Annotated in this window: 22 protein-coding genes; 19 read left to right on the forward strand and 3 right to left on the reverse strand. The window is 64.4% G+C overall.

Translation table 11 applies throughout. The features are described 5' to 3' along the window. The first annotated feature begins 3 nt into the window (after positions 1-3). Genes rfbG through ACQ4MJ_RS25160 form a run of 6 tightly spaced genes read left to right on the forward strand, consistent with a single transcriptional unit; the run spans position 4 to position 4,979 of the window. Positions 4-1,071, forward strand: a complete 1,068-nt coding sequence (gene rfbG / locus ACQ4MJ_RS25135; protein ID WP_431150861.1) for a CDP-glucose 4,6-dehydratase — start codon at positions 4-6, stop codon at positions 1,069-1,071. After that, positions 1,068-1,628 (forward strand): dTDP-4-dehydrorhamnose 3,5-epimerase family protein, encoded by a 561-nt coding sequence (locus ACQ4MJ_RS25140; RefSeq protein ID WP_431150860.1) that lies wholly within the window; start codon positions 1,068-1,070, stop codon positions 1,626-1,628. Before rfbG ends, ACQ4MJ_RS25140 begins: the two co-directional genes overlap by 4 nt. Next, a complete protein-coding gene (locus tag ACQ4MJ_RS25145) occupies positions 1,625-2,866 on the forward strand; it encodes a methyltransferase domain-containing protein (RefSeq protein ID WP_431150858.1) in 1,242 nt (413 codons plus the stop codon). Before ACQ4MJ_RS25140 ends, ACQ4MJ_RS25145 begins: the two co-directional genes overlap by 4 nt. Further along, on the forward strand, positions 2,867-3,355 hold the full coding sequence (locus tag ACQ4MJ_RS25150) for an acyltransferase (protein ID WP_063461651.1): 489 nt from the start codon (positions 2,867-2,869) through the stop codon (positions 3,353-3,355). Next, on the forward strand, positions 3,352-4,203 hold the full coding sequence (locus tag ACQ4MJ_RS25155) for an NAD-dependent epimerase/dehydratase family protein (protein ID WP_431150857.1): 852 nt from the start codon (positions 3,352-3,354) through the stop codon (positions 4,201-4,203). The genes ACQ4MJ_RS25150 and ACQ4MJ_RS25155 overlap by 4 nt, the downstream gene beginning before the upstream one ends. Continuing rightward, a complete protein-coding gene (locus ACQ4MJ_RS25160) occupies positions 4,200-4,979 on the forward strand; it encodes a cephalosporin hydroxylase family protein (protein ID WP_431150855.1) in 780 nt (259 codons plus the stop codon). The genes ACQ4MJ_RS25155 and ACQ4MJ_RS25160 overlap by 4 nt, the downstream gene beginning before the upstream one ends. A 129-nt stretch (positions 4,980-5,108) precedes the next feature. On the opposite strand, the gene ACQ4MJ_RS25165 is transcribed toward ACQ4MJ_RS25160, so the two are convergent. Together ACQ4MJ_RS25165 and ACQ4MJ_RS25170 are read right to left on the reverse strand one after the other, a co-directional pair. Next, entirely contained in the window at positions 5,109-7,322 is a 2,214-nt protein-coding gene (locus tag ACQ4MJ_RS25165; RefSeq protein ID WP_431150854.1) for an acetylglucosamine transferase, read from the reverse strand. Positions 7,323-7,440: 118 nt separating this feature from the next. Next, on the reverse strand, positions 7,441-8,925 hold the full coding sequence (locus ACQ4MJ_RS25170; protein ID WP_431150853.1) for a flagellin: 1,485 nt from the start codon (positions 8,923-8,925) through the stop codon (positions 7,441-7,443). Between the two features lie 321 nt (positions 8,926-9,246). Here ACQ4MJ_RS25170 and ACQ4MJ_RS25175 point away from each other — a divergent pair, with 321 nt between their 5' ends. The 4 genes from ACQ4MJ_RS25175 to ACQ4MJ_RS25190 all read left to right on the forward strand — a co-directional run bounded on the left by ACQ4MJ_RS25175 (position 9,247) and on the right by ACQ4MJ_RS25190 (position 13,185). Then, positions 9,247-10,731: a flagellin gene (locus ACQ4MJ_RS25175; RefSeq protein WP_431150852.1), complete on the forward strand. Its 1,485-nt coding sequence runs from the start codon at positions 9,247-9,249 to the stop codon at positions 10,729-10,731. Positions 10,732-10,928: 197 nt separating this feature from the next. Beyond that, positions 10,929-12,362 (forward strand): flagellar filament capping protein FliD, encoded by a 1,434-nt coding sequence (gene fliD / locus ACQ4MJ_RS25180; RefSeq protein ID WP_431150851.1) that lies wholly within the window; start codon positions 10,929-10,931, stop codon positions 12,360-12,362. Positions 12,363-12,427: 65 nt separating this feature from the next. Beyond that, positions 12,428-12,883, forward strand: coding sequence for a flagellar export chaperone FliS (gene fliS, locus ACQ4MJ_RS25185; protein ID WP_055398289.1), 456 nt, complete (start codon positions 12,428-12,430; stop codon positions 12,881-12,883). 2 nt (positions 12,884-12,885) lie between these two features. Further along, positions 12,886-13,185 (forward strand): flagellar protein FliT, encoded by a 300-nt coding sequence (locus ACQ4MJ_RS25190; RefSeq protein ID WP_010466046.1) that lies wholly within the window; start codon positions 12,886-12,888, stop codon positions 13,183-13,185. Positions 13,186-13,598: 413 nt separating this feature from the next. Here ACQ4MJ_RS25190 and fliE read toward each other — a convergent pair whose 3' ends face one another. Further along, positions 13,599-13,910, reverse strand: coding sequence for a flagellar hook-basal body complex protein FliE (fliE, locus tag ACQ4MJ_RS25195; protein ID WP_055398288.1), 312 nt, complete (start codon positions 13,908-13,910; stop codon positions 13,599-13,601). A 172-nt stretch (positions 13,911-14,082) separates the two neighbouring features. On the opposite strand from fliE, the gene fliF reads away from it, so the two are divergent. The 9 genes from fliF to fliN all read left to right on the forward strand — a co-directional run bounded on the left by fliF (position 14,083) and on the right by fliN (position 23,136). Beyond that, entirely contained in the window at positions 14,083-15,777 is a 1,695-nt protein-coding gene (fliF, locus tag ACQ4MJ_RS25200) for a flagellar basal-body MS-ring/collar protein FliF (RefSeq protein WP_431150850.1), read from the forward strand. Positions 15,778-15,801: 24 nt separating this feature from the next. Then, positions 15,802-16,797 (forward strand): flagellar motor switch protein FliG, encoded by a 996-nt coding sequence (gene fliG / locus ACQ4MJ_RS25205; protein WP_055398286.1) that lies wholly within the window; start codon positions 15,802-15,804, stop codon positions 16,795-16,797. After that, positions 16,781-17,512 (forward strand): FliH/SctL family protein, encoded by a 732-nt coding sequence (locus ACQ4MJ_RS25210; protein WP_431150848.1) that lies wholly within the window; start codon positions 16,781-16,783, stop codon positions 17,510-17,512. The genes fliG and ACQ4MJ_RS25210 overlap by 17 nt, the downstream gene beginning before the upstream one ends. Continuing rightward, on the forward strand, positions 17,502-18,896 hold the full coding sequence (fliI, locus tag ACQ4MJ_RS25215) for a flagellar protein export ATPase FliI (RefSeq protein ID WP_121508460.1): 1,395 nt from the start codon (positions 17,502-17,504) through the stop codon (positions 18,894-18,896). The genes ACQ4MJ_RS25210 and fliI overlap by 11 nt, the downstream gene beginning before the upstream one ends. Before the next feature lie 19 nt (positions 18,897-18,915). Beyond that, a complete protein-coding gene (fliJ, locus tag ACQ4MJ_RS25220) occupies positions 18,916-19,380 on the forward strand; it encodes a flagellar export protein FliJ (protein WP_055398283.1) in 465 nt (154 codons plus the stop codon). Positions 19,381-19,382: 2 nt separating this feature from the next. Then, positions 19,383-20,738, forward strand: coding sequence for a flagellar hook-length control protein FliK (locus tag ACQ4MJ_RS25225; protein ID WP_431150847.1), 1,356 nt, complete (start codon positions 19,383-19,385; stop codon positions 20,736-20,738). A 372-nt stretch (positions 20,739-21,110) separates the two neighbouring features. After that, the gene (locus ACQ4MJ_RS25230; RefSeq protein ID WP_431150846.1) at positions 21,111-21,686 is read left to right on the forward strand and encodes a flagellar basal body-associated FliL family protein; all 576 of its coding nucleotides are present in this window, start codon (positions 21,111-21,113) and stop codon (positions 21,684-21,686) included. 18 nt (positions 21,687-21,704) lie between these two features. Next, positions 21,705-22,709 carry a flagellar motor switch protein FliM gene (fliM, locus tag ACQ4MJ_RS25235; RefSeq protein WP_010466026.1) on the forward strand — a complete coding sequence of 335 codons (1,005 nt, stop codon included), beginning with the start codon at positions 21,705-21,707 and terminating at the stop codon, positions 22,707-22,709. Beyond that, positions 22,699-23,136 carry a flagellar motor switch protein FliN gene (gene fliN / locus ACQ4MJ_RS25240; protein ID WP_055398281.1) on the forward strand — a complete coding sequence of 146 codons (438 nt, stop codon included), beginning with the start codon at positions 22,699-22,701 and terminating at the stop codon, positions 23,134-23,136. The genes fliM and fliN overlap by 11 nt, the downstream gene beginning before the upstream one ends. Positions 23,137-23,139: the final 3 nt, after the last annotated feature.

Here is a 23,139-nt window from a genome sequence, read left to right on the forward strand (position 1 = left end):
CCGATGCGCCCTGATCCCGACTTCTGGCGCGGCAAACGCGTGTTGATCACCGGCCACACCGGCTTCAAAGGTGCCTGGCTGGCCCTGTGGCTGCAGCGCCTGGGCGCGCAGGTGACCGGCGTGGCGCTGCCGCCCGCCACTGAGCCCAATCTCTTCACCCTGGCCCAGCTGGGGCAGACGAGCCAGGCCATGGAGAGCCATTTCTGCGACATCCGCAGCCCCCAGGCCCTGGCCATGCGCGTGCGCGCCGCCCGGCCCGAGGTCGTGCTGCACCTGGCTGCGCAGGCGCTGGTGCGGCCCGGCTACGCGGCGCCGCTCGACACCTTTTCCACCAACGTCATGGGCACGGCACATCTGCTCGATGCCCTGCGCGGCCTGGCTGGCGTGCGCGTGGCCGTGGTGGTCACCACCGACAAGGTCTACCGCAACCGCGAATGGGCCTACCCCTACCGCGAGGACGACCCCCTGGGCGGGCACGACCCCTATAGCGCCAGCAAGGCCGCCACCGAGCTGGTCACCGCCAGCTACCGCGATTCTTTCCTGGCCGCACAGGGCATCGCCGTGGCCACCGCGCGCGCGGGCAACGTGATTGGCGGCGGCGACTGGGCCCAAGACCGCCTGCTGCCCGACGCCGTGCGCGCCTGGGAAAAGGGCGCAACCTTGCACATCCGCCGCCCCCAGGCCACGCGCCCCTGGCAGCATGTGCTGGAGCCGCTGGCCGCCTACCTGCGTCTGGCCCAGCGCCTGTGGGAATCTCCCGCCTTGGCCGGTGCCTACAACTTTGGCCCGCTGCCCCACGAGGCGGCCACGGTCAAAAATGTCATTGAATTGGCCTCCACCGCCTATCCAGCAAGCGCTACTAGCTATGAAAACGAGAGCGAAGGTCCGCACGAAGCCGGCTGGCTCGCGCTCGAAACCGCCCATGCCCGCCAGGTGCTGGGCGTGGCCCCGCACTGGTCGCTGAATACCGCTGTGGCCCGCACCATGAACTGGTACCGCCAGCAACACGGTGGCGCCGACGCTCGCGCGCTGTGCCTGGCCGACATCGACGCCTGGGAGGCGCGCCCATGAGCCGACTGGCCCTGGCGCCACTGCCGCTGGCTGGGCTTTTCCGTGTTCAGCGCCAGCCGCTGGTGGACGAGCGCGGCTTTTTTGCGCGCCTGTTCTGCGCCGAGGAATTAGCGGGCGCGGGCTGGACGGCGCCCATCGCCCAGATCAACCAGAGCTACACAGCCCTCCAAGGCTCCGTGCGTGGCATGCACTACCAAAAGCCGCCGCACGCCGAGATGAAATTGGTGACCTGCCTGCGTGGCGAGGTCTGGGATGTGGCCGTGGACCTGCGCCAGGGCTCGCCCACCTTTTTGCAGTGGCATGCCGAGCATTTATCCGCAGACAACGGCAACGCGCTGCTGATGCCGCCCGGTTTTGCCCACGGCTTCCAGGCGCTGACCGACCATGCCGAGCTGCTGTATTGCCACTCTGCGGCCTATGCGCCTGCCGCCGAAGCGGGGCTGCACCCGCTGGACCCGCGCCTGGCCGTGGCTTGGCCCCTGCCGGTGGGGCAAATGTCGCCCCGCGACGCAGGCCAGCCCTGGATGACCGAAGAATTCGAAGGAGTGCGCCTGTGAAGTGCCGACACTGCGGCAACCCGCTGCGACTGCCGTTCCTGGACCTGGGCAGCGCGCCCCCGTCCAATGCCTACCTGAGCGAGGCCGCGTTGCGCGCGCCCGAAACCTGGTTCCCCCTGCGCCTCTTGGTGTGCGAAACCTGCTGGCTGGTGCAGACCGAAGACCACGCCGGGCGCGAGGCGCTGTTCACCGACGACTACGCGTATTTCAGTTCGTTCTCCTCGTCGTGGCTGGCCCATGCCCAGGCCTATGTCGAGGCGATGCGTGAGCGCCTGGGCCTCACCGCCGCCAGCCGCGTGGTCGAGGTCGCTTCCAACGACGGCTACCTGCTGCAGTACGTGCAGGCGGCCGGCATCCCCTGCTACGGCGTGGAGCCCACGGCCAGCACCGCAGCCGCAGCACGTGCCAAGGGCATCGAGGTGGTCGAGCGCTTCTTCGGCGTGGCGCTGGCCGATGAGCTGGCTGCCGCCGGCCGCCAGGCCGACCTGATCGCCGCCAACAACGTGCTGGCCCATGTGCCCGACATCAACGACTTTGTGGGCGGCTTCACGCGCCTGCTCAAGCCCCATGGCGTGGCCACCTTCGAGTTTCCGCACCTGCTGCGCATGGTGGAGGGGTGCCAGTTTGACACGGCGTACCACGAGCATTACTCGTATTTGTCGCTCACGGCGGTGCAGCGCATTTTTGCGGCCAACGGCCTGGTGGTGATCGACGTGCAAGAGCTGCCCACGCACGGCGGCAGCCTGCGGGTGTTTGCCGCCCGCGCCGACGCTCCCGGCCACCCTCAGGCCACGACCGAAGGCGCCGCCCGCGTGCAGCAACTGCTGGCCAACGAGACAGCGGCGGGCATGCTGGGTGCCGGTTTTTACAGCGACTTCCAGGCCCAGGCCATAAGGGTTAAGCGCGAGCTGCTCACGTTTTTGCTGCAATGCCAGGCCGACGGCATCACCGTGGGCGCCTACGGCGCGGCCGCCAAGGGCAACACCCTGCTCAATTTTGCGGGTGTGCGGCCCGATCTGCTGCCTTATGCCGTGGACAAGAACCCCGCCAAGCAGGGCCAGTACCTGCCGGGCAGCCACATCCCCGTGGTTAGCGAGGCGCACCTGCGCGCCCACAAGCCGCAGCGCATCCTGATCCTGCCCTGGAACCTGCGCAGCGAGGTGGCCGACCAGCTGGACTACACGCGCAGCTGGGGCGCGCAGATGGTGGTGGCCGTGCCGCGCCTGGAGGTGTTCTAGGTGATCGAGCTGCACCCCACCGCCAAGGTTTCGCACTTGGCCGACATCGAAGACTCGGTGCGCGGCACGCGCATCGTGGTGGGCGCACATTCGGTGATCGACAGCTTCGTCAAGGTCAAGCCTGCGGGCGGCAGCGGCGACCTGGTGGTGGGCGAACATGTGGTCATCAACGCGGGCTGCGTGCTCTACACCGGCAACGGCATCCACATTGGAAATTACGTGGCGATTGCCGCCAACTGCACCTTTGCGCCGGTCAACCATGCCTATGCCGACCGCAGCCGCTTGATCCGCGAGCAGGGTTTTCTGCCCAGCAAGGGCGGCATCGTGATCGAGGACGACGTATGGATCGGCGCCAACTGCGTGCTGCTCGACGGCGCCGTGCTGCGGCGCGGCTGCGTGGTGGGCGCGGGCTCCATCGTGCGCGGTGAGCTGCTGGCGTACACCGTGTATGCGGGCCAGCCGCTGGCGGCCGTGGGGGAGCGCCGGTGACGGGCCTGCCCCCTTCCGCCTTCACCGTGCTGGGCGCCACGGGCTACATCGGCAGCCGCCTGGTGGCGCATCTGCAGGCCCAGGGCCACACGGTGTGGGCGCCTTTGCGCGGCGATGCCGAGGTGTTCACCCGGCCGCTGGGCCATCTGATCTATTGCGTGGGGCTCACCGCCGACTTTCGCGCGCGCCCGTTCGACACGGTGGACGCCCATGTGGGCCTGCTGGCCGAGGTGCTGCGGCGCGCGCAGTTCGATTCGCTGCTTTACCTGTCATCCACCCGCGTCTACATGGGGGCGGCCTCCACGCACGAGGACGCCCCGCTGTCCGTGCTGCCGGGTGACCCGTCATACCTGTACAACCTGACCAAGCTCACCGGCGAATCGCTGTGCCATGCCTGCGGGCGCCCCGGGGTGCGCGTGGCGCGCCTGTCCAACGTGGTCGGGCCGGGCATGGACGCGGCCTCCGGCAACCTGGTGGCCGACCTGGTGGGCCAGGCGCGGGCGGGCCACATCGTGCTGCGCTCCGATCCGCAGTCCGCCAAGGACTATGTGCATGTGGACGACCTGCTGGAATGGCTGCCGCGCATTGCGCTGGCGGGCCGCGCTGCCACCTACAACGTGGCCAGCGGCCGACAGACCCTGCACGCCCAGTGGCTGGCCTGGTTGCAGGCGCGCACGGGCTGCACCGTGGAGGTGGATGCCCAGGCCCCGCTGCAGGCGTTTCCCCCTATCAACGTGCAACGCCTGCGGGGTGAATGGGGTGTGGCACCCCGCGCCGTGCTGGCCGATGACCTTTTGCTGAACGACGCTTCCGTTGTGACCGATCCTGTTGGAGTAACCCCGCCATGAACCCCGTTGACCAATTTGCCCAGGAGCGCCGCGACCGCCTCGCCCGCTATGCCCAGGACACCGCGTTCCAGACCCTGTCACGCGACTGGCTGCAGGCTTCGATGCAGCGGCAGTACGTCTACAACTTCGACTGGATGGGCCGGCCCATCATCCAGTACCCGCAGGACATGGTGGCGATGCAGGAGCTGGTGTGGCGCGTGCGGCCGGACCTCATCATCGAGACCGGCATCGCGCACGGTGGCTCACTGGTGCTCAGCGCCTCGCTGCTGGCGCTGCTGGACATGAGCGACGCCATCGAGGCGGGCACCACGATGGACCCGCGCGCCTCGCGCCGCAAGGTGCTGGGCGTGGACATCGACATCCGCGCCCACAACCGTGCCGCCATCGAATCCCACCCCATGGCCAGCCGCATCGCGATGATCCAGGGATCTGCCGTTGCGCCCGAGGTGGTGCAGCAGGTGCACGAGTTTGCCCAGGGCTACCAGCGCGTTCTGGTGTGCCTCGACTCCATGCACACGCACGACCATGTGCTGGGTGAACTCAACGCCTACGCGCCGCTGGTCACCCCCGGCAGCTACTGCGTGGTGTTCGACACCTTTGTGGAAGACATGCCGCCCAAGTTTTTTACCGACCGCCCCTGGGACGTGGGCAACAACCCCAAGACGGCGGTGCACCAGTGGCTGGCCGGGCACGCCGAGTTCGAGATCGACGCCGAGATGGAGCAGCGCCTGCAGGTTACGGTGGCGCCGCACGGGTTTCTGCGCCGCAAGGGGTGATGGCGCGCCCCTTGGAATGAAAATCTGATTAAAAACACCGGCTAGCGCTTTTGGGATAAGCGCTAGTAGCTATGAAATTTGAAGCATTTGCCTGAACGGGGCAATCCCTGTGTCCAGGCTCCGAGCGCTTCAGGCTGCGGAACCGGAACCCAGGCCCATTGCCTGCGTGGCATGCCGCAAATAGGTCACGGCAAATTCGGTGTGGCCATGGGCATGTTCTACCTCGGCCAGGCAGGCCAGGGCCACAGGGTCGTTGGGAACGGCGCTGAGCACGGTTTCGGCCAGCTCGGTCACGACGATCCAGTGGCGGTCCTTGAGGGCCGGGCCCTCGCTGGCGTCGGTGCCGGTGGCGGGTGTGGGGGGCGGGGCGGCCTTGGCCTTGTCCACCAGGTCCTGCAGGCGCTGATGGGCCTCGTGCAGACTCACGCGCTGGCCGGGCTTCAGGCCCACGCCGGGAACGGGTGGCTGGGTCCAGGCCTCGGGCAGCTGGGGCAGCCAGTCCTGGATCGCCTGGGCCTGGGCGTCGGGGTCTTCCGGGTGTTCAGCGCGGGCCAGCCACTGCAGCCACATCACACGCAGGCCCTCGGCAAAGTGGTGGTTGAAGATGTCCTCGCGCATCAGGGCGGAGGCCTCCACCTCGGCGCGCAGCCCTTGCCGCAGGGTGTTCAGCGCCTGCGCGTCGGCCGCCAGGCCGGCGGCGATGCGCACATAGTCCTCGGGCGTCTCGGCCAGCCATTCGGTGCGGCCCAGGTAGGCCAGCAGGCCCACGCCCATGCGGCTCTTGAAGCTTTCGCCCACCATCGACACGATGGGCAGGCCCATCCACAACACGTCGAAGGTGGTGGTGCCGCCCGTGAGCGGGAAGGGGTCGAGCGCAATGTCGATGCGGTGGTAGGTGAGGTACTGGTTGTCGGTGCGCTGCGCCACCAGGTCTACCTGCGCCGGCGGCAGGCCCAGGCGCTCGCAGCGTTGGCGGTAGGCGTTGGCAAAGTCCGGCCGGTCCAGGTTCTTGCCCTCTATGAGCAGGCGCGAACCCGGCACCGCAGCCAGTACCTGGCCCCACAGGGCCAGCACGTCGTCGGTGAGCTTGCCCAAGTTGTTGCACGAGCCAAAGGTGATGAAGCCGTTGGCGAGCGCGGGCGCCGGGCGCACCTGGTAGCGCGGCTGGTAGCGCCACAGCGGGTTGCGGCTCATGGGGCGGTAGCAGGCAAACAGCGTGGGCAAGCGGTAGAGCTGCTCGGTGTACTGCGCCTCTGCACCGGGCGGGTCGGTGATCTCGTCGGTGAACTTGTAGTCCACGGCCGTAAGCCCGGTGGTGGCCGGGAACCCCAGCCATGACACTTGCACCGGGGCCGCCTTATGGGCCAGCGTCAGCAGGCCGTTGTTGCCGGTGTGGCCCGCCAGGTCGATCAGGATGTCGATGCCCTGCGCGCGAATGGCCTCGGCCTGCTGCTGCGGGCTGAAACCGGCCAAGGGCACAAAATGGTCGGCATGGCGCTGGACGCGCTCGGTGACGTGATCGTCCCGCGGGAACAGATAGAAAGCGAAAACCTCAAACTGCCGTCGATCCAGTTGCGCCAGCAGACCCTCCACAAAGTACATCACCGAGTGCACCCGGAAGTCGGGGGAGAGGAAGCCGATCTTCAGGCGTCGCCATGGCGAGCCCCGATGCTCCTGGAAATCGGGCCACTCTGGGCGCAGCGGCGGCTCGAACACAGCGCCGTACTGCCGTGCGGCCGCCGACAGCTGCGCGGCGTCCACCTGGGGATCGGCCAGCATGAACAACAGCTTGTTGGTGTAGTTGCCAGGGTCGTTGTAGCGCAGGGCGATGGCTGTCTCGCAGTCCTTGACAGCCTCGCGCACCTGGCCCAGCTCGCGCCGGTGGATGGCGCTTTGCATGAGTGCGGCGACGCGGTCGTGCAGTGTCTCGGCCAGGGCGGCGGCCCTCTGGCTGGCGTCAAAACCTTTGTCGTGTTGCGTCAGCAGGTAGCAGCATTCGGCCAGCTTGATCCAGCCAATGGCCTGCTGGGGGCGCAGTTCGCACACTTTTTCCAGCAGGGGCAGGGCGTCGATATTGCGTGCTTGCTCAATGAGCACGTTGGCATAGTTGACGAGTAGCTCGGCGTCTTCAGGCCAGTACACATAGGCCTGTCGGTAAGCCTTGAGGGCGGCATCGAACTCGCGCTGCTTGTTCAGTGAGAAGCCCAGCAGCCGATGCGCGCTGAGGTGGCGACTGTTCTTGCGCAGGACCTGGCGGCACAAGCGGGTGAGAAGGGGCCAGTCGGAGGCAGCAAGTGCGGCCTGCAGGCGGGACGCGTCCTGGTCGGTGTGTTTGGTGTGCACGGTGGCGCCGATCTACGAGCAAAGGAGCGGGATGTGCAGGCAGTGTGCCATGTACAAAGGGGCCCGATGGGCCCCTTTGGTGTTGCTGTTTCACTGCGCAGCGTGTGGTTTGGTCAGGTTACTTGAGCAGAGACAGCACGCCCTGCGGGATCTGGTTGGCCTGGGCCACCATCGCCGTACCGGCCTGTTGCAGGATCTGGGCACGCGACAGGTTGGCTGTTTCGGCCGCGAAGTCTGCGTCCTGGATGCGCGAACGCGATGCGGACAGGTTCTCAGACGTGATCTGCAAGCTGGAGATGCTGGTTTCGAAGCGCGATTGCAGGGCGCCGAGCTTGGCACGTTCACCGTTGATGAAGGCCAGGGCCGAATCTACGGTCTTGAGCGCGTCGGTGGCGTTGGTGAAGGTGGTCACGTCCAGGTTGGCCACGGTGTGCAGCGAGGAGCCCCCGTTGTCCAGCTGGTTGCTGGCCGAGGTCACTGCGAAGGACTTTTCGGAGTCCAGCGTGATGTAACCGCCGGTGTTGATGAATTCCACGTTCGCGTCGGCGGCCAGCGTCCGGGTCGCGCCGTTGCTGGCACCTGCCGCGTCATAGCCGGTGACGGTCACCGCACCCGCGTTGGCGTTCACCGTGTCGCCGATCACGATGTTGTTGCCGGTGGCGTTGGTCAGAATGATCTGCGTGCCGTCGGAGTTGAGCGAGGCATTGATGCCGGTCTTGGCCGCTTGTTCATTGATGGCCGACACGGCAGGGGAGAGGCGGTCGGTCCCCGTGCCTGCAACCAGCGTGAATGAAATGGTGCGGGGACTGCCGATGTTGTCACCTTCCAGCGTCAACGAATAGGACCCGGCCGCCGCCATGCCACCCAGGTGCACTTCGGTGCGGGCTGTGGCGGTCACGCCAGTGGTGGCCTGTAGGGCATTGATCTGGTCGGCGGTGGCTTTGGCGGTAGCACTTGCAGCCACCGTCAGGGTGCCGGTGCCCAGGTAGCCGCTGACGGCTACCGAGCCGGTGGTCACACCGTTGGTGCCTGCGGTGGCTTGGGTGGCCGATGCGCCAATGCCCGAGCCGTTGGAGGCGACGTTCTGGTTGTTGCCGTACACGCTGGTACGCAGGTTGGCTGTGGCCGCCACGATGGTCTGGTTGGCGTTTGCACCCACTTGGAATTGCTGCGTACCAAAGGTGCCGTCCAGCAACTTCTGGCCGTTGAATTCGGTGGTTTGCGAAATCCGGTCCAGTTCAGCTACCAATTGGCCGACTTCCTGCTGCAGGGCCTGGCGGTCGCCAGCGCTGTTGGAGGCGTTGGCCGACTGCACCGCCAGTTCACGGACCCGCTGCAAAATGTTGCCAGCCGACCCCATTGCACCTTCAGCCACCTGCGCCAGAGAAATCCCGTCGTTCGCATTGCGAACAGCCTGGTTCAGGCCGCGGATCTGGCTGGTGAAGCGCTCGGAAATCGCTAGGCCGGCGGCGTCGTCCTTGGCGCTGTTGATACGCAAGCCGGACGACAGGCGCTGGATGGCTGTATTCAGCGACATCTGGCTGGTGCCCAGGTTGCGCTGGGCGGTCAGCGAGCTGATGTTGGTATTGATGGTTGCTGCCATGGCGAAACTCCTTAACGTCGCTAGACGGATCTGTTTGCCGGTTCAAGCGCACCCGTCCGGCTGTCAATGGGGGAACGATGGATGAATTGTGGAGACGCTGCTTTTGGGCGTTTAGGAGATAAGCGGCAAAAAAGTCGTACAACTTGTGCGTTTGCCCCTCAAGTTTTCCGGCGGCGACCCGAAAACAATTGCAACGGTCCGTAAGCGGCCCGCCGTTCACCAGATGGCCTGCAGCGCTGGGAACCCAGGAGGCCAGCGCGGTGCTGGCGCCCCGGCTGGCGGCAACGCCATATTCAGTCAGTTCTTTTCTGGAGATTTGCAATGGCTTCCACCATCAATACCAACATCAGCTCGCTGACCGCTCAGCGCAATCTGGGCATGAGCCAGACTTCGCTGAACACGTCCATCCAGCGCCTCTCGTCCGGCTTGCGTATCAATAGCGCCAAGGACGACGCCGCCGGCCTGGCGATTTCCGAGCGCTTCACCAGCCAGATCCGGGGTCTGAACCAAGCAGTTCGCAATGCGAACGACGGTATTTCCCTGGCGCAGACCGCTGAAGGCGCGCTGAAGGCTTCGGGCGACATCCTGCAACGTGTGCGTGAGCTGGCTGTGCAGTCGGCCAACGCTTCCAACAGCGCTGGCGACCGCCAGGCCCTGCAACAGGAAGTCGGCCAGCTGGTGTCGGAGCTGGACCGTATCTCGCAAACTACGGAATTCAACGGCTCCAAGCTGCTGGACGGCAGCTTCGGTACGCAACAGTTCCAAGTGGGTGCCAACGCCAACCAGACCATCGTGGCTGCCACGGGCAACCTGCGCACCAGCGTGTATGGCAACAACCAGAACGTGGCTTCCAATGGCTCGGGTATCGGCGCCTCGGCCACCCAGGCCACCGCAGGCACCAACGGTGTGACCACCGGTTCCGTGGCCATCAGCGGCTACCTGGGCACCGGCACGCTGACGGTGGCTGTGAGCGCCACCGCCAAGGCCACGGCCGACCAGATCAACGCACTGAAAGCCGACACCGGTGTGACGGCCACGGCCCGCACGGAAGTGCGTCTGGGCGGCATGGCTGCAGCGGGTTCCTATTCGCTGACGCTGGAAGGCGACAATGTGGGCGCGCCACGCACCGTGTCGTTCACGCTGACCTCGGCCACAGGTACCGATCGCCTGTCGGCAGCTGTGTCCGCCATCAACGACCAAGCCGCCAAGACTGGCATCAACGCCTCGCTGAGCTCTGATGGTAGCCAGATCGTTTTGACCAATGCCACTGGCAACAACATTGTGGTGGGCGATACGACCAACGCCAATGCTGCTGCAGTGACGGTGACCGGCTACGACGCCGCAGGTGCCAGCAACGGCACTGCTCGCACCTTGGCTGCCGATGCCAACGTGGAGAACGTGAACACGGGCGGCTACATCACACTGGACTCGGAAAAGTCCTTCGCTGTGACCTCGGCCAGCAACCAGCTGGATAACGGTGGCTCTGCCCTGCAAACCGTGGCCAACCTGGATGTGACCACGTTCAGCAACGCCACCAACGCCCTGAAGACGGTGGACTCTGCACTGGCCTTCATCAACGGTGAGCGTGCCAAGCTCGGTGCTCTGCAATCGCGCTTTGAAACGTCGATCAGCAACCTGCAAGTGACGTCGGAAAACCTTTCTTCCTCGCGTTCGCGTATTCTGGATGCCGACTTCGCCGCAGAAACGGCCAACCTGTCGCGTGCCCAGATCCTGCAACAGGCCGGTACGGCGATGGTGGCCCAGGCCAACCAGCTGCCCCAAGGTGTGTTGGCCCTGCTGCGTTAAGCGGCGGGCATGGCAGCCAGGGCGTTGCAGCGCCCTGGTGGACCCCAGGCGGCGGCAGATTTCTGTCGCCGCCCTTTGGCTTTTTGGAAGGCGGGTGCCAGGACCGCTGGATAAGACGGGTTTCCTGGCGTGTTTACGGACGTTCTTGATCGCCGTTCGGCGCCATAATTTCCGTTGGACCAGTTCAGGAGGTTTGTATGGCAACCATTTCATCCCCAGGCGTCGGCACGAACGGACTTGATGTCAAGAGCATCATTTCCCAGCTGGTCACCCTGGAAAAGAGGCCCCTGGACACGCTGAAATTACAAGCGGCCACGGTCAATACCAAGATTTCTGCCTTTGGACAGATCAAGTCGCTGGTGTCCACGCTGCAGGATGCAGCGGGCAAGCTCACCAGCGTGACTGGTTGGAATGGAGTGGCTACCACGTCGTCCGACTCCAAATTTGTTTCCGCCACCGCCGTAGGGGGCACGCTTCCCACCACGTTCAGTGTCGAGGTCCAGAGCCTTGCCAAGGCGCAGGCCACTGCGTCCGCCGCTTTGCTGCCCGTGGGCGGAGCGCTCGGATCCGGTACGCTGCGCCTCGAATTGGGTAAGTGGAGTGTTGCGCCCGCGTCGTTCACACCTGGCAGCGGTCAGCCCGTAGACATTACTATCAGTGCGAGCGACAAGCTGTCGGACGTGGCCAGCAAGATCAATGGTGCCAATGCAGGGGTAACGGCGTCGGTACTCAGTGATGCGTCGGGCGAGCGCTTGCTGCTGCGCAGCAAGAGCACCGGCGAGGAGTTCGGGTTTCGCCTGAGTGTGATGGAGGACGGCGACACCGACCCCCAGAGCGCGGGCAACACCGACGCCACAGGCTTGTCCCGCCTCGTCAACGGTGCCACGGTCACGCAGGCGGCCGCCGATGCCAAGGCCACGGTCAACGGGATCGCGGTGTCTTCAGCCACCAATACGTTTGCCTCTACGATTTCGGGCGTGACCTTCAAGGCCGAGCAAGTGACGACGGCTCCCATTGATATCACCGTGAGCAAGGACAACTCCGCGATCCAGTCCAACATTGATGGATTCGTGAAGGCCTACAACGCCATCAACCAGTTGCTGCAGGACGCCACCAAGTACGACGCCGCTACCAAGTCGGCAGGGTTGCTGCAAGGCGACTCGACGGCCGTAGCGCTGCAAAACTCCCTGCGCAATGCCATCCAGTCGGTCACTACTGGGGGTGGTGCTTTCCAGCGGTTGGCGGACATTGGCATTACCCAGCAGCTGGGCGGAGACCTGGCGGTTGATTCCTCCAAGCTCACCAAGGCGCTGTCCGAGAACCCGGACGACGTGAAAAACCTGTTCCGCAATACCGGTGGCGGCTCCGCCGATGGCATTGCCGTCCAGCTGAAGGCGTTGACCACCAACCTGCTCTCCAACGATGGTTTCTTCAAATCCAAGGATGCCACCTTGCAGCTGAGCCTCAAGCGCAACAGCCAGGACCAGACGCGGGTGAATGAGAAGGTCGAGGCATTTGAAAAGCGCATCACACAGCGGTATAACGCACTCGATACCCAGCTGAGCAGCCTCAATGGCCTGAATGCGTATATCTCACAGCAGGTCACTGCCTGGAACAAATCGACTGGTTAATCAGGGGCTTCAGTTTTTCTGGCACATGCCGATAACTTAAGTAATACCTCGGAAGGATTGTCAGCATGTTCAGCGCCTACAGCCCCCGTGCAGCCAACGCTTACCAGCGTATCAATGTGGAAACCAGCATGCACACGATGGACCAGCACCAGCTGGTCAGCCTGCTGTATGAAGGTGTCCTCAATGCCATCGCCACGGCACGTGGCGCCCTGGCACGTGGTGATGTGCTGGCCAAAGTCAATGCCATCTCCAAGGCCGTGCGCATACTGGAGGAGGGCCTGAGCACCTCGCTCGACAAGGTCGATGGGGGCGAACTGGCCGAAAACCTGGGTGCGCTGTACGACTACTGCATGCGCCGCCTGATCTTGGCCAACGCCCGCAACGACGACGCCATCATGCAAGAAGTCATGCGCCTGATCGAGCCCGTGGCCCAAGGCTGGAACGAAATCAAGAAAACCGGCACCGCGGCTTCGTCCGATGCGCCCGCCGCCACTGGCCAGCCTGTGCTGGTGGAGGCATAACCATGTCACACATGTTGATTGACTATTACAAGGCGATTGAAGACAGCAGCGCCAAGATGCTGGAGGCCGCCAAGCTCAAGGACTGGGATGGGGTGGTGCGCTATGAAGGCGCCTGCGCCGTGCTGATCGAGCAGTTGCGCTTCAAGTCGCAAGAGCACGAACTGCTGCCTGAGCACAAACGTGAGAAGACCCGCATCATGCAGCGCATCCTGCGCAACGATGCCCAGATTCGCTGCCTCGCTGAGCCCTGGCTGGCGCAGTTTGAACACCTGTTCGAAGGCCAGCCGCAGATGATGCACTGAGGCGTGCGCCGAACTTCAGGACAAAGCCGACCCCACGAGGTCGGCTTTTTCATGGGCGAATAGGGCTATGCCGCTTGTCTATCAAGCGCAAACAGCTATTAAATTGAGAGCATCTGGTTCCTGGCGCTTGGCACCCAGCTCGCCACGGCCAGCGATGCGTCACTCAGCCCCCGGTACCAAGAGCGTGGCGTGTCTTTGGGGATAAAAAGTGCCCATAGCGCTTGCCTACAAAGCGCAAAATGCTACAAAAATAGGAGTGAAAGAAGGGCCCCTACCGCCCGATACCGGCGCGCCCCACGCGAGGGATGCCCTGCAAGGGCCGCCCCGCAGCGAGGGCATCGTCTCCCTGCCCGAAACGCCCAGCGTTGCGAGAGCTGGGGGAAGGCGCGCAGCGCCTCAGGGGGGCGTCTCTATCACACCTGCATGTTCATGATGTCGGTATAGGCTTGCACCATCCGGTTGCGCACATGCAGCGTGGCTTGAAAGCCGATCTGGGCCTTCTGGATCGCCACCATGGTTTCTTCGAGGCTGACAGAAGGGTTTTCCATCTGCACCTCGGTCTGCAGGTTCGAAGAGCGGTTTTGTGCGGCGCTGACCGACTGCAGTGCGCCTTTGAGCGCCCCCGAGAAACCCACGTCATTGGCGTCGTTTTGCGGCGCTGCAGCACGGCGCGCCACGCCAGCGCCCGTGAGCGGGGCGGTAGAGCTTGAGATGCGAAGGTCCATGGCTGTATCCGTGGGAATGGCGGTATGCTGCGTATCCTAGCCATCGCGCCGGGACCCATCGCTCTGAATTGATGGCCAAACGCGCGGCTTATCCAGCGAACATTTTGGAGGCGTGACCGAATAATCGACCCCACGCTTTGGTCCTTGCCGGGCCACCCTACTGGAAAGCAAGATGTCTGCAGTTGCTGAAATTCCTCTCACCCCCCCTGCCAGCCCGAACTGGCTGCAGCGGCTGTCTGCCCTCGACAGGGCGCAGCGCATGCGGCTGGGTGCGGGTGCGGCGCTGCTGGTGGCGGTGGCCATTGCGGCCATCGTGCTGGGGCGCCAGCCTGACTACCGCGTGCTGTTTGCCAATCTGAACGACAAAGATGGCGGTGCCATCGTGGCCCAGTTGTCGCAGATGAATGTGCCATACAAGCACGCCGATGGCGGTGGTGCCATCTTGATCCCTGCAGACCGCGTGCACGACGTGCGCCTGCGCCTGGCCACCCAGGGCCTGCCCAAGGGTTCGGTGGCGGGTTTCGAACTGATGGAATCCAGCAAATTTGGGATGACCCAGTTCCAGGAGCGCCTGAACTTTCAGCGGGGCCTGGAGGGCGAACTCACGCGCTCCATCCAGGCGCTGTCGTCGGTGCAAGGTGCGCGGGTGCATCTGGCGCTTCCCAACCAGAACGGATTTTTCAGGGAGCAGCAAAAGCCTTCGGCGTCGGTGCTGGTGAGCCTGCACCCGGGCCGTATTCTGGACCGTGCGCAGTTGGCGGGCATCGTGCACCTGGTGGCTTCCAGCGTGCCAGAGCTGTCTCCGTCCGCCGTGAGCGTGCTGGACGATACAGGCAAACTGCTGTCCCAGTCGCCCGATACCGCCGCTGGAAACGGTGTGGATGCGCAGCAACTGCTGTATGTGCAGCAGATCGAACAGCAGTACACCCGCCGCATCCTGGACATCCTGGAGCCCGTGGTGGGCCGCGACAACGTCAAGGCGCAGGTGACTGCCGAGGTGGATTTCACCCAGACCGAATCCACCTCCGAGCAGCACCGGCCCAACCTGGCCACCGATGCCAGCGCCATCCGCAGCCAGCAGGTGGTGGAAAGCACAGGCCCCCAAGGCAATCCGCTGCCCACGGGCGTGCCGGGCGCCACGACCAACCAGCCCCCTGCACCGTCTGCCGCGCCCATCAATGGCGCCAACCCGCCGCCCACCGCCGCCGGCCAGCAGGCTCAGGGCGCCCAAGCTGTCGGCAGCAAGCGCGAATCCATCACCAATTACGAGGTTGACAAAACGGTGCGCGTCACGCGCGGCGGCAGTGGTGCCCTCAAGCGGGTGAGCGCAGCGGTGGTGGTCAACTACCAGTCCACGGAAGACAAGGGCAAGACCGTGTCGAAGGCGCTCACACCCGAGCAACTGGAGCAGATGACGGCGCTGGTGCGCGAGACCATTGGCTTCAACCGGGATCGCGGCGACTCCGTCAATCTCATGAACACACCATTCCAGGTGACTGCGACGCCAACCAGCGACATTCCGCTGTGGAAGCAGCCTGAAGTGATCGATCTGGCCAAATCGTTTGCCTGGCCGGTGGGTGCGGTGCTGTTTGCGGCCCTGGTGCTGATGGGCCTGGTGCGTCCGGCCCTCAAGGGTACTGGCGCGGCGGCCAAGCCCCGTGCCATCCCGGTGGCCGGTGGCCAGCTGGATGCCGTGGAGTCGGAAACGCCCGAACGCCCGGCGCTGCCTGCGCCCGCCAAGAAAAACGAGGTGCTTCCTGCCACGCCGGAGCAATTGCGTCTGGAAGAGGCGCGCGTGTTGGCCAAGGAGAACCCGGTGGCTGTGGCCAATATCCTGAAGACCTGGCTGAACGGCGAGCCGGTCTAATTACCGATACCACGGACGACGACCATGGACGACCAAGGACTCAACGACGCCGCCATCATGCTGATGTCCCTCGGCGAGGAAGAGGCTGCCGAAGTGTTCAAGCACTTCTCGCCCAAGGAAGTGCAAAAACTTGGCGAAACCATTGCGCGCATGCGCTCGGTATCGCGCGAGAAAGTGGACGAGGTCATCAACAAGTTCTCCGGCGCCGCTGCTGCGCAGAGCCTGCTGGTGTCCGACACCGGTAATTACGTGCGCGCCGTGCTGCGCCGCGCGCTGGGCGACGACAAGGCGGGCCTGCTCATCGACCGCATCCTGCAGGGTGGCGACGTGTCGGGCATCGAGAGCCTCAAGTGGATGGACCCACTGTCGGTGGCTGAACTGCTGCGCAACGAACATCCCCAAATCGTTGCAGCCATCCTGGTGCACCTGGACAGCGACCAGGCGTCGGGCATCCTGATGCACCTCACTGACCGTCAGCGAAGTGAAATTTTGCTGCGCGTGGCCACGCTGGAAGGTATCCAGCCGACGGCGCTCAAGGACCTGAACGAGGTGCTGTTCAAGGTGCTGGCGGGTGGCGACAAGATCCGAAAGAGCTCGCTGGGCGGCGTCAAGGCTGCGGCCGAGATCATCAACCTGCTGGGCGGCAACATGGATGCCGTGGTGCTCGAATCCATCCGGGGTTACGACCCCGATCTGGCCCAGAAGATCATGGACAAGATGTTCGTGTTCGAAGACGTGCTCAAGCTCGACGACAAGGCGATCCAGACTGTGCTCAAGGAGGTGGCGTCCGAAACGCTCATCGTGGCACTCAAAGGAGCAGTGCCCGAGCTGCGCGAGAAGTTCTTGTCGAACATGTCCTCGCGTGCCTCCGAGGCATTGCGCGAAGACCTTGAATCGCGCGGCCCGATGCGGTTGTCCGAGGTCGAGGCTCAGCAGAAGGAAATCCTGAAGACCGTGCGTCGTTTGTCCGACGAGGGTCAAATCGTGATTGGATCTGGCGGTGATGATGCCTTCGTCTAGCCAGCGCTCTTATTCGCGCTTCATTCCCAGCGAGGAAGTGGGCGATTTCACGCAGTGGAAGTTTGGAGCGGTGGACGGCTCCGACTTGGTTGAACCAGTGGAGCCCGAGCCTGTGGCGGAGATTCCGGCTGAAATTGATGAGGCTGCGCAGCAGGCAATGATTCAGCAGGCATGTGATGACGCCTACGCTGAGGGCTTTGCCCAGGGGCAGGCCCAAACGGCGCTGGAATGGCAGCGGCGCATGGACGAATACATTGCCCAGCAAGGGCATGAAACGGCGCAGCGGCTGCAGAGCGTGGTGCAGACCCTCGATGCAAGCCTGATCGACATGCAGCAGCAGATGGCCCAGCAACTGCTGGAGCTGGCCTGTGACATTGCGCGCCAGGTGGTGCGCCAGGAACTGTCCGTCAACCCCAACGCCTTGCAGCCCGTGGTGAGGGAGGCGGTAGGCATGCTGGTGACCGAGGGGCGACCTGCCATGGTCCGCCTGAACCCTGCAGATATGGAGGCGATGGCCCAGCCTCTGCGCGAAGAAATCGATGCCCCCGGTGTGCAGTGGATGGCGGATGCTGCGGTGCCGCCGGGCGGCTGCCTGGTGGAATCAGCCGGTACGGCGGTGGACGGCAGCCTTGACAAACGCTGGCAGCGGGCCATTGCCGCACTGGGGCTCCAGTCGCCATGGCAAGAGGAAGAAGAGGGCAGTGATGGCCGTTGAATCTCCTTCTGCCTGGACACGCCTGATGGACGACGCGCGTGCGCGCGTCGCTGAAGGCGCGCCGCTGGAGACGCGCGGCACGCTGACCCGGCTGACGGGCCTGGTGCTGGAGGCTGTGGGCATCCGCGTGCCCGTGGGCTCGCAGTGCATGGTCCAGATGCCGGGGCATGCCCCCGTGCTGGCAGAAGTGGTGGGTTTTTCTGCGGACCGCGCTTTTCTGATGCCTGCGGGAGATATCCACGGACTCTCCAGTGGTGCCAGTGTGGTGCCCGCTGCGCCCTACATCCCCATCCCCCGTCTCGGCGAGCCCGCGCGGGCCATCCAGCGTGCGGGTGTACTGCGCTTGCCGATGGGCGAAGGCCTGCTGGGCCGGGTGGTGGATGCGCAGGGACTGCCGCTGGACCATGGCGGGCCCGTGCAGGACGTCGTGTCTGAGCCCATGGGGCGCCGCCAGATCAATGCCATGGACCGGGACCCTGTGCGCGAATCGCTGGACACGGGCGTGCGCGCCATCAATGCCCTGCTTACCGTGGGGCGTGGGCAGCGCCTGGGTTTGTTTGCCGGTTCAGGGGTGGGCAAAAGCGTCTTGCTGGGCATGATGGCCCGCTACACACAGGCAGATGTGATCGTGGTGGGGCTTATTGGCGAGCGGGGGCGCGAGGTCAAGGAATTCGTGGAAGACATTTTGGGTGAGGATGGCCGTGCGCGATCGGTGGTGGTGGCGGCGCCTGCTGATGCGCCGCCGCTCTTGCGCATGCAGGGGGCTGCATATGCCACGGCGGTTGCCGAGCACTTTCGGGACAAGGGAAAGCATGTGCTGCTGCTCATGGATTCGCTCACCCGCTATGCCATGGCGCAGCGCGAAATTGCGCTGGCCATCGGTGAGCCTCCCGCCACCAAGGGCTATCCGCCCTCCTGCTTTGCCAAGCTACCGCAACTGGTGGAGCGCAGTGGCAATGGGCTGCACGGGGTTGGCTCGATCACGGCTTTCTACACGGTGCTGTCTGAGGGCGATGACCAGCAAGACCCGATCGCTGACGCGGCGCGTGCGATTCTGGATGGGCACATCGTGCTGTCGCGGGCTTTGGCCGAGACGGGGCATTTCCCCGCCATCGACATTGAGCAGTCTGCATCCCGCGTGATGCACAACGTGGTGTCGCGCGGGCATTTTGATCTGGCGCGACGCTTTCGGGCGGTGTATTCGCGCTACCAGAAGAGCCGGGATCTGGTGCAGGTCGGTGCGTACATGAGCGGCTCCGACCCCGCCCTGGACGAAGCCATTCGCCTGCAGCCGCAGATGGCCGCCTTCTTGCAGCAGGACATGTTCGAGGCCGCCTCGATGGACCAGAGCGTGGCGGGCATGGCAGCGGTGTTGGACCATTGAACACCTGGGGTAGTCAGCCATGTCCAGCCTGAACTCGCTCGCCGTCGCTGTGGAAGTCGCCTCCCGCAAGCGGGACGACGCGCGCCAGGCGCTGCAGGACATGTTGGCTGCGCAGCAGGCGGCGCGTGCCCAGCTCGACCAGCTGGAAGATTACGCCCGAGAGACCCAGGCGCGTTGGGGCATGAAGGCCGATACCACGATGAAGCCCGAGGTGATGTACCACCACTACCAGTTCATGGACCGCCTGGGCCACGCGGCGGGTGTCCAGAATGGTGTGGTGGGAGATCACGCCCATCGGGTGGAGGCCGCCAGGCGCGCCTTGCTGGAGGCGGAATTGCGTCTGGCAAGCCTGCGCAAGGTCATGGAAAAGCGGCGCCACGACCTGGAGTTGGCCGAAATGCGAAGAGATCAGAAACAAACCGATGAGCGGGCTGCGTTGCAGTACCGCAGTGCGATTCAGGGCTCTGAGGGCCGGGAGTATTGACCATGGAACCCACCAAAATTTCTTCTCCCCAGGGCACCCAGTCCGCCCATGCCGCTCGGCACCGCTCCACAGCGCAGACCCCGGACGCTAACGAACCGGGCGCTGGCGGCTTTCTGGCGCTGCTGGCAGCTTTGGGCGATGGGGCGATGGGCGGAGGCGATGGCGCTCCGCTGGATCTGGCGGCCTCGGGTGCCGCTCCTTCCGATGTGGCTTTGTCGGACGCTGCAAAGGCAGCCATGGAGGCCTCCGCCATGGCTGCCTGGCAGGGTTTGCTGGTGCCCGGCGCCAATGGGCGGGTTGATGCTGCTGCGGCAGAGCGCGGGCAGGGCGGCAGCATTTTGAGTGCCGGAGCGCAGACCGGAGCGGTATTGGGGCTGGAAGCGCAGGGTGGTAGCGCCCAAGGGGGGCTGGCGTCCCTGGCGGGAATCCTTCCTGGAACGGACGGTCTTTCGCAAGGCATCGTGGCTGAAACAGCCAGGCTCGACACTTCGGCAGACTTGCAGGAAGGGCTCCCGCCGGTCGGCGGGATGGCGCAGGGTCGGATTTTCTCCCGCATGCAAAGTGCCTTGGCCCAGAAGGCAGATGCAGTGGAAATGTCTACAGGTCGCTCCCTCGGAGGAGGCGCTGCGCAGCAGTTGCCGGGCCATCAAGGCGTGGCCCTGGCTGCGGTGCAGATGGCCAGCGAGCGAATGGTGGGGATGCCAGTTGCTGGCGCATCGGATCGCAGTCCTGGGGGCATGGTGGACCCGGCGGGTGGCGCTGTGGTCGCCTCCGTTGCAGAGGGGTTGCTGTCTCCGGTAGCGTCCGCGCGAGGTGGGGAGGGTGCGGACGCTGGAGGCCGCTCTGGCGAGGGGCGTTCCAGCGCCGGGGCTTGGTTGGATAGCGGCAGCGGTTCTGCGCCGGTGGAGCCGGGCTCCCTGGATGGGGCAACGGTGTTTGCCGACCCCGCACAGGCAGGTGTTGAGGAGCAGGTCGCCGAGCAGGTGGCTTATTGGGTCAACCAGAAAACACAGAATGCGGAACTGACGCTCAACCGCGACGGGCAGCCGGTAGAGGTGTCGGTGTCACTGTCGGGCAATGAGGCCCACGTGACGTTCCGCAGCGACCAGCCGCAGACCCGTGAGCTGCTGGACCGCAGCATGGCGCAATTGAGTGAGCTGTTGCGCAGTGAGGGCCTCGTGCTGTCGGGTATGTCGGTTGGCACCTCGGCGGGGCAGCGTGACGATGCGGGTGGGGCTGAGCGGCAGGGCCAGCGCGATGGCGCTCGCCAGGCGAAGGTGGTCGCTGCAGCGCCCACTGGCACGGCTTCACTGCTGCGCGGTGGCGCCCCGGATCGCGCAGTAGACGTCTTTGTGTGAGCCCGGCGGGCAGACGGGGCTACCCGCCTGCCGCCCGCGTCACCCCCCCGGTCAGGAACTCGCTCGCGCGGCGTCTTTACGCTGCTGCTGGCGGTACGCGAGTACCGTGTTACTCCCTACCCCAGAGCATTTCTGATAGGTTGCTTTGCAGCGGTGGCTACTCCTGCATTCCATCAGGTCTTGCCGCTGCAGCGCGACCGAACGCCGTTCCGGTGCTTGCGTGCAGAGTCCATAGCGCAGTGAATGCCATGGTTTTGGGCTTTTATTCTGGCTATTATTGGTTGCAGCCCCGCCCAATAATGGGCCATCCGGTTTTGCTCGCCCATGGATTGCGCGGGCCCGGCCCGTCTCCCACCGCAAGGAATCCGCAACGTGTCAGCCAATACTCCCGCAGCGGCCCCGGCCAAAAGCAAGAAGATGCTCATCATCATCATCATCGGCGTTGTGGTGGCGGTGCTGGTGATTGGTGGCGGCGCGGCGGCTTGGTTCATTTCCAGCCGCTCCCATGCCGACGAAGAAGATGGGGCTGCACCAGTCCGCAAGGAGGCCCCCAAGGTGGCCCCCACGTTCCTGCCCATGGAGAACATGGTGGTGAACCTGGCAGACCCTGGCGGTGACCGGTTTGCCCAGATTGGTATCACCCTGGAGTTGGAAGATGCCAAGACAGCAGAGCAGGTGAAGCTGTATTTGCCCTCCATACGCAGCGGCATCCTGATGCTGGTTTCCCAGCGGACTTCCACTGAACTGCTGCAGCGGGAAGGCAAGGAAAAGCTGGCTGCAGACATCCTGCGGGAAGTCTCCCGCCCCCTGGGTTACACGGTTCCTACGGAGCGTGCACGCGCTGCGGCGGCCGACAAGGAAGAGGATGCGGAGGACCGGCCTTCGCGTCGGCGCACAGAGCGCAACCCGGTGCACCGTGTGCTTTTTTCCAGCTTCATCATCCAATGACCCGGGCGAGGACCAGTCATGAGTGATTCATTTCTTTCCCAGGAAGAAGTTGATGCCCTTCTTGAAGGGGTTACTGGTGAGAGCCAGAAGTCGGTCGAGGAGGTCGCGGAGGCGGGCTCCGTACGCAACTACGACATTTCCAGCCAGGAGCGCATCGTCCGCGGGCGTATGCCGACGATGGAAATCGTCAACGAGCGGTTTGCACGCAACTTCCGCATCGGGCTCTTCAATTTCATCCGCCGCAGTCCTGAAATTTCGGTGGGCACGGTATCCGTGCAGCGTTACAGCGCCTTTCTGCGCGAGCTGGCGGTACCCACGAACTTCAACATTGTGGCCATCCGTCCGCTGCGCGGCAGCGGACTGATCGTGTGCGAGCCCTCGCTGGTTTTCGGCATCATCGACACGCTGTACGGCGGCGTGGGCAAGTTCCAGACACGGATTGAAGGTCGGGATTTTTCGCCCACGGAGCAACGGGTCATCAACCGCCTGGTGGACGTGATCTGTGCTGAATACAAAAAGGCCTGGCAGGGCATTTACCCGCTGGAGCTGGAGTACCAGCGGTCTGAGATGCAGCCGCAGTTTGCCAACATTGCCACCCCCAGCGAAATCGTCGTATCCACGGCGTTTCAGCTGGAAATCGGGGACCTTTCGGGCGCCATCCACATCTGCATGCCCTACGCGACGCTGGAGCCGATCCGTGACGTGTTGTATTCGTCCACCCAGGGCGACTCCATTGAAGTGGATCGCCGCTGGGTCCGCGTGCTGACCCGGGAAATCCAGGCAGCCGAAGTGACCCTGGTGGCCGAATTGGCACGCGCCGACGCCACCGTGGAGCAGTTGCTGGCCATGAAGCCTGGCGATTTCATCGAGCTGGACCGAGAACCCCGCATTCGCGCATCGATTGGTGGGGTCCCCATTTTTGAGTGCCAGTACGGAACGCACAATTCCAAGTACGCCATTCGTATCGAAGAATGCCTGCGCAATGCCGACATGAGCTGGCTGGGAGAAAAAGATGTCAACTGAAGAAGATAACAAGGATGCTGGCGCGGACGACCCGTTTGCGGGTTGGGCCGAGGCGCTTGAAGAGCAAAAGCGCACCGACGACAAGCCTGGCGACGGGGAGCAAGGTGGCCCGTTGTCTGGTGAGCCTGTACGCCCTTTCTCCGGTGGTGGCGATGGCACGGTCAACGACATCAACATGGTGCTGGACATACCCGTCCAGTTATCGGTGGAGCTTGGGCGCACCAAGGTACCCATCAAGTACATCCTTCAGCTCGCGCAAGGCTCGGTCGTGGAGCTCGATGCCCTCGCGGGTGAGCCGATGGACGTTCTGGTCAATGGCTATCTCATTGCCCAGGGCGAGGTGGTGGTTGTGAATGACAAGTTTGGTATTCGCCTCACGGACGTGGTGACGCCTTCCGAGCGCTTGCGGCGGGTCAGTCGTGGATAGTGG

It is taken from the genome of Acidovorax facilis (genome assembly GCF_050626955.1).
GTDB classification, from domain to species: Bacteria; Pseudomonadota; Gammaproteobacteria; order Burkholderiales; family Burkholderiaceae_C; genus Acidovorax; species Acidovorax facilis.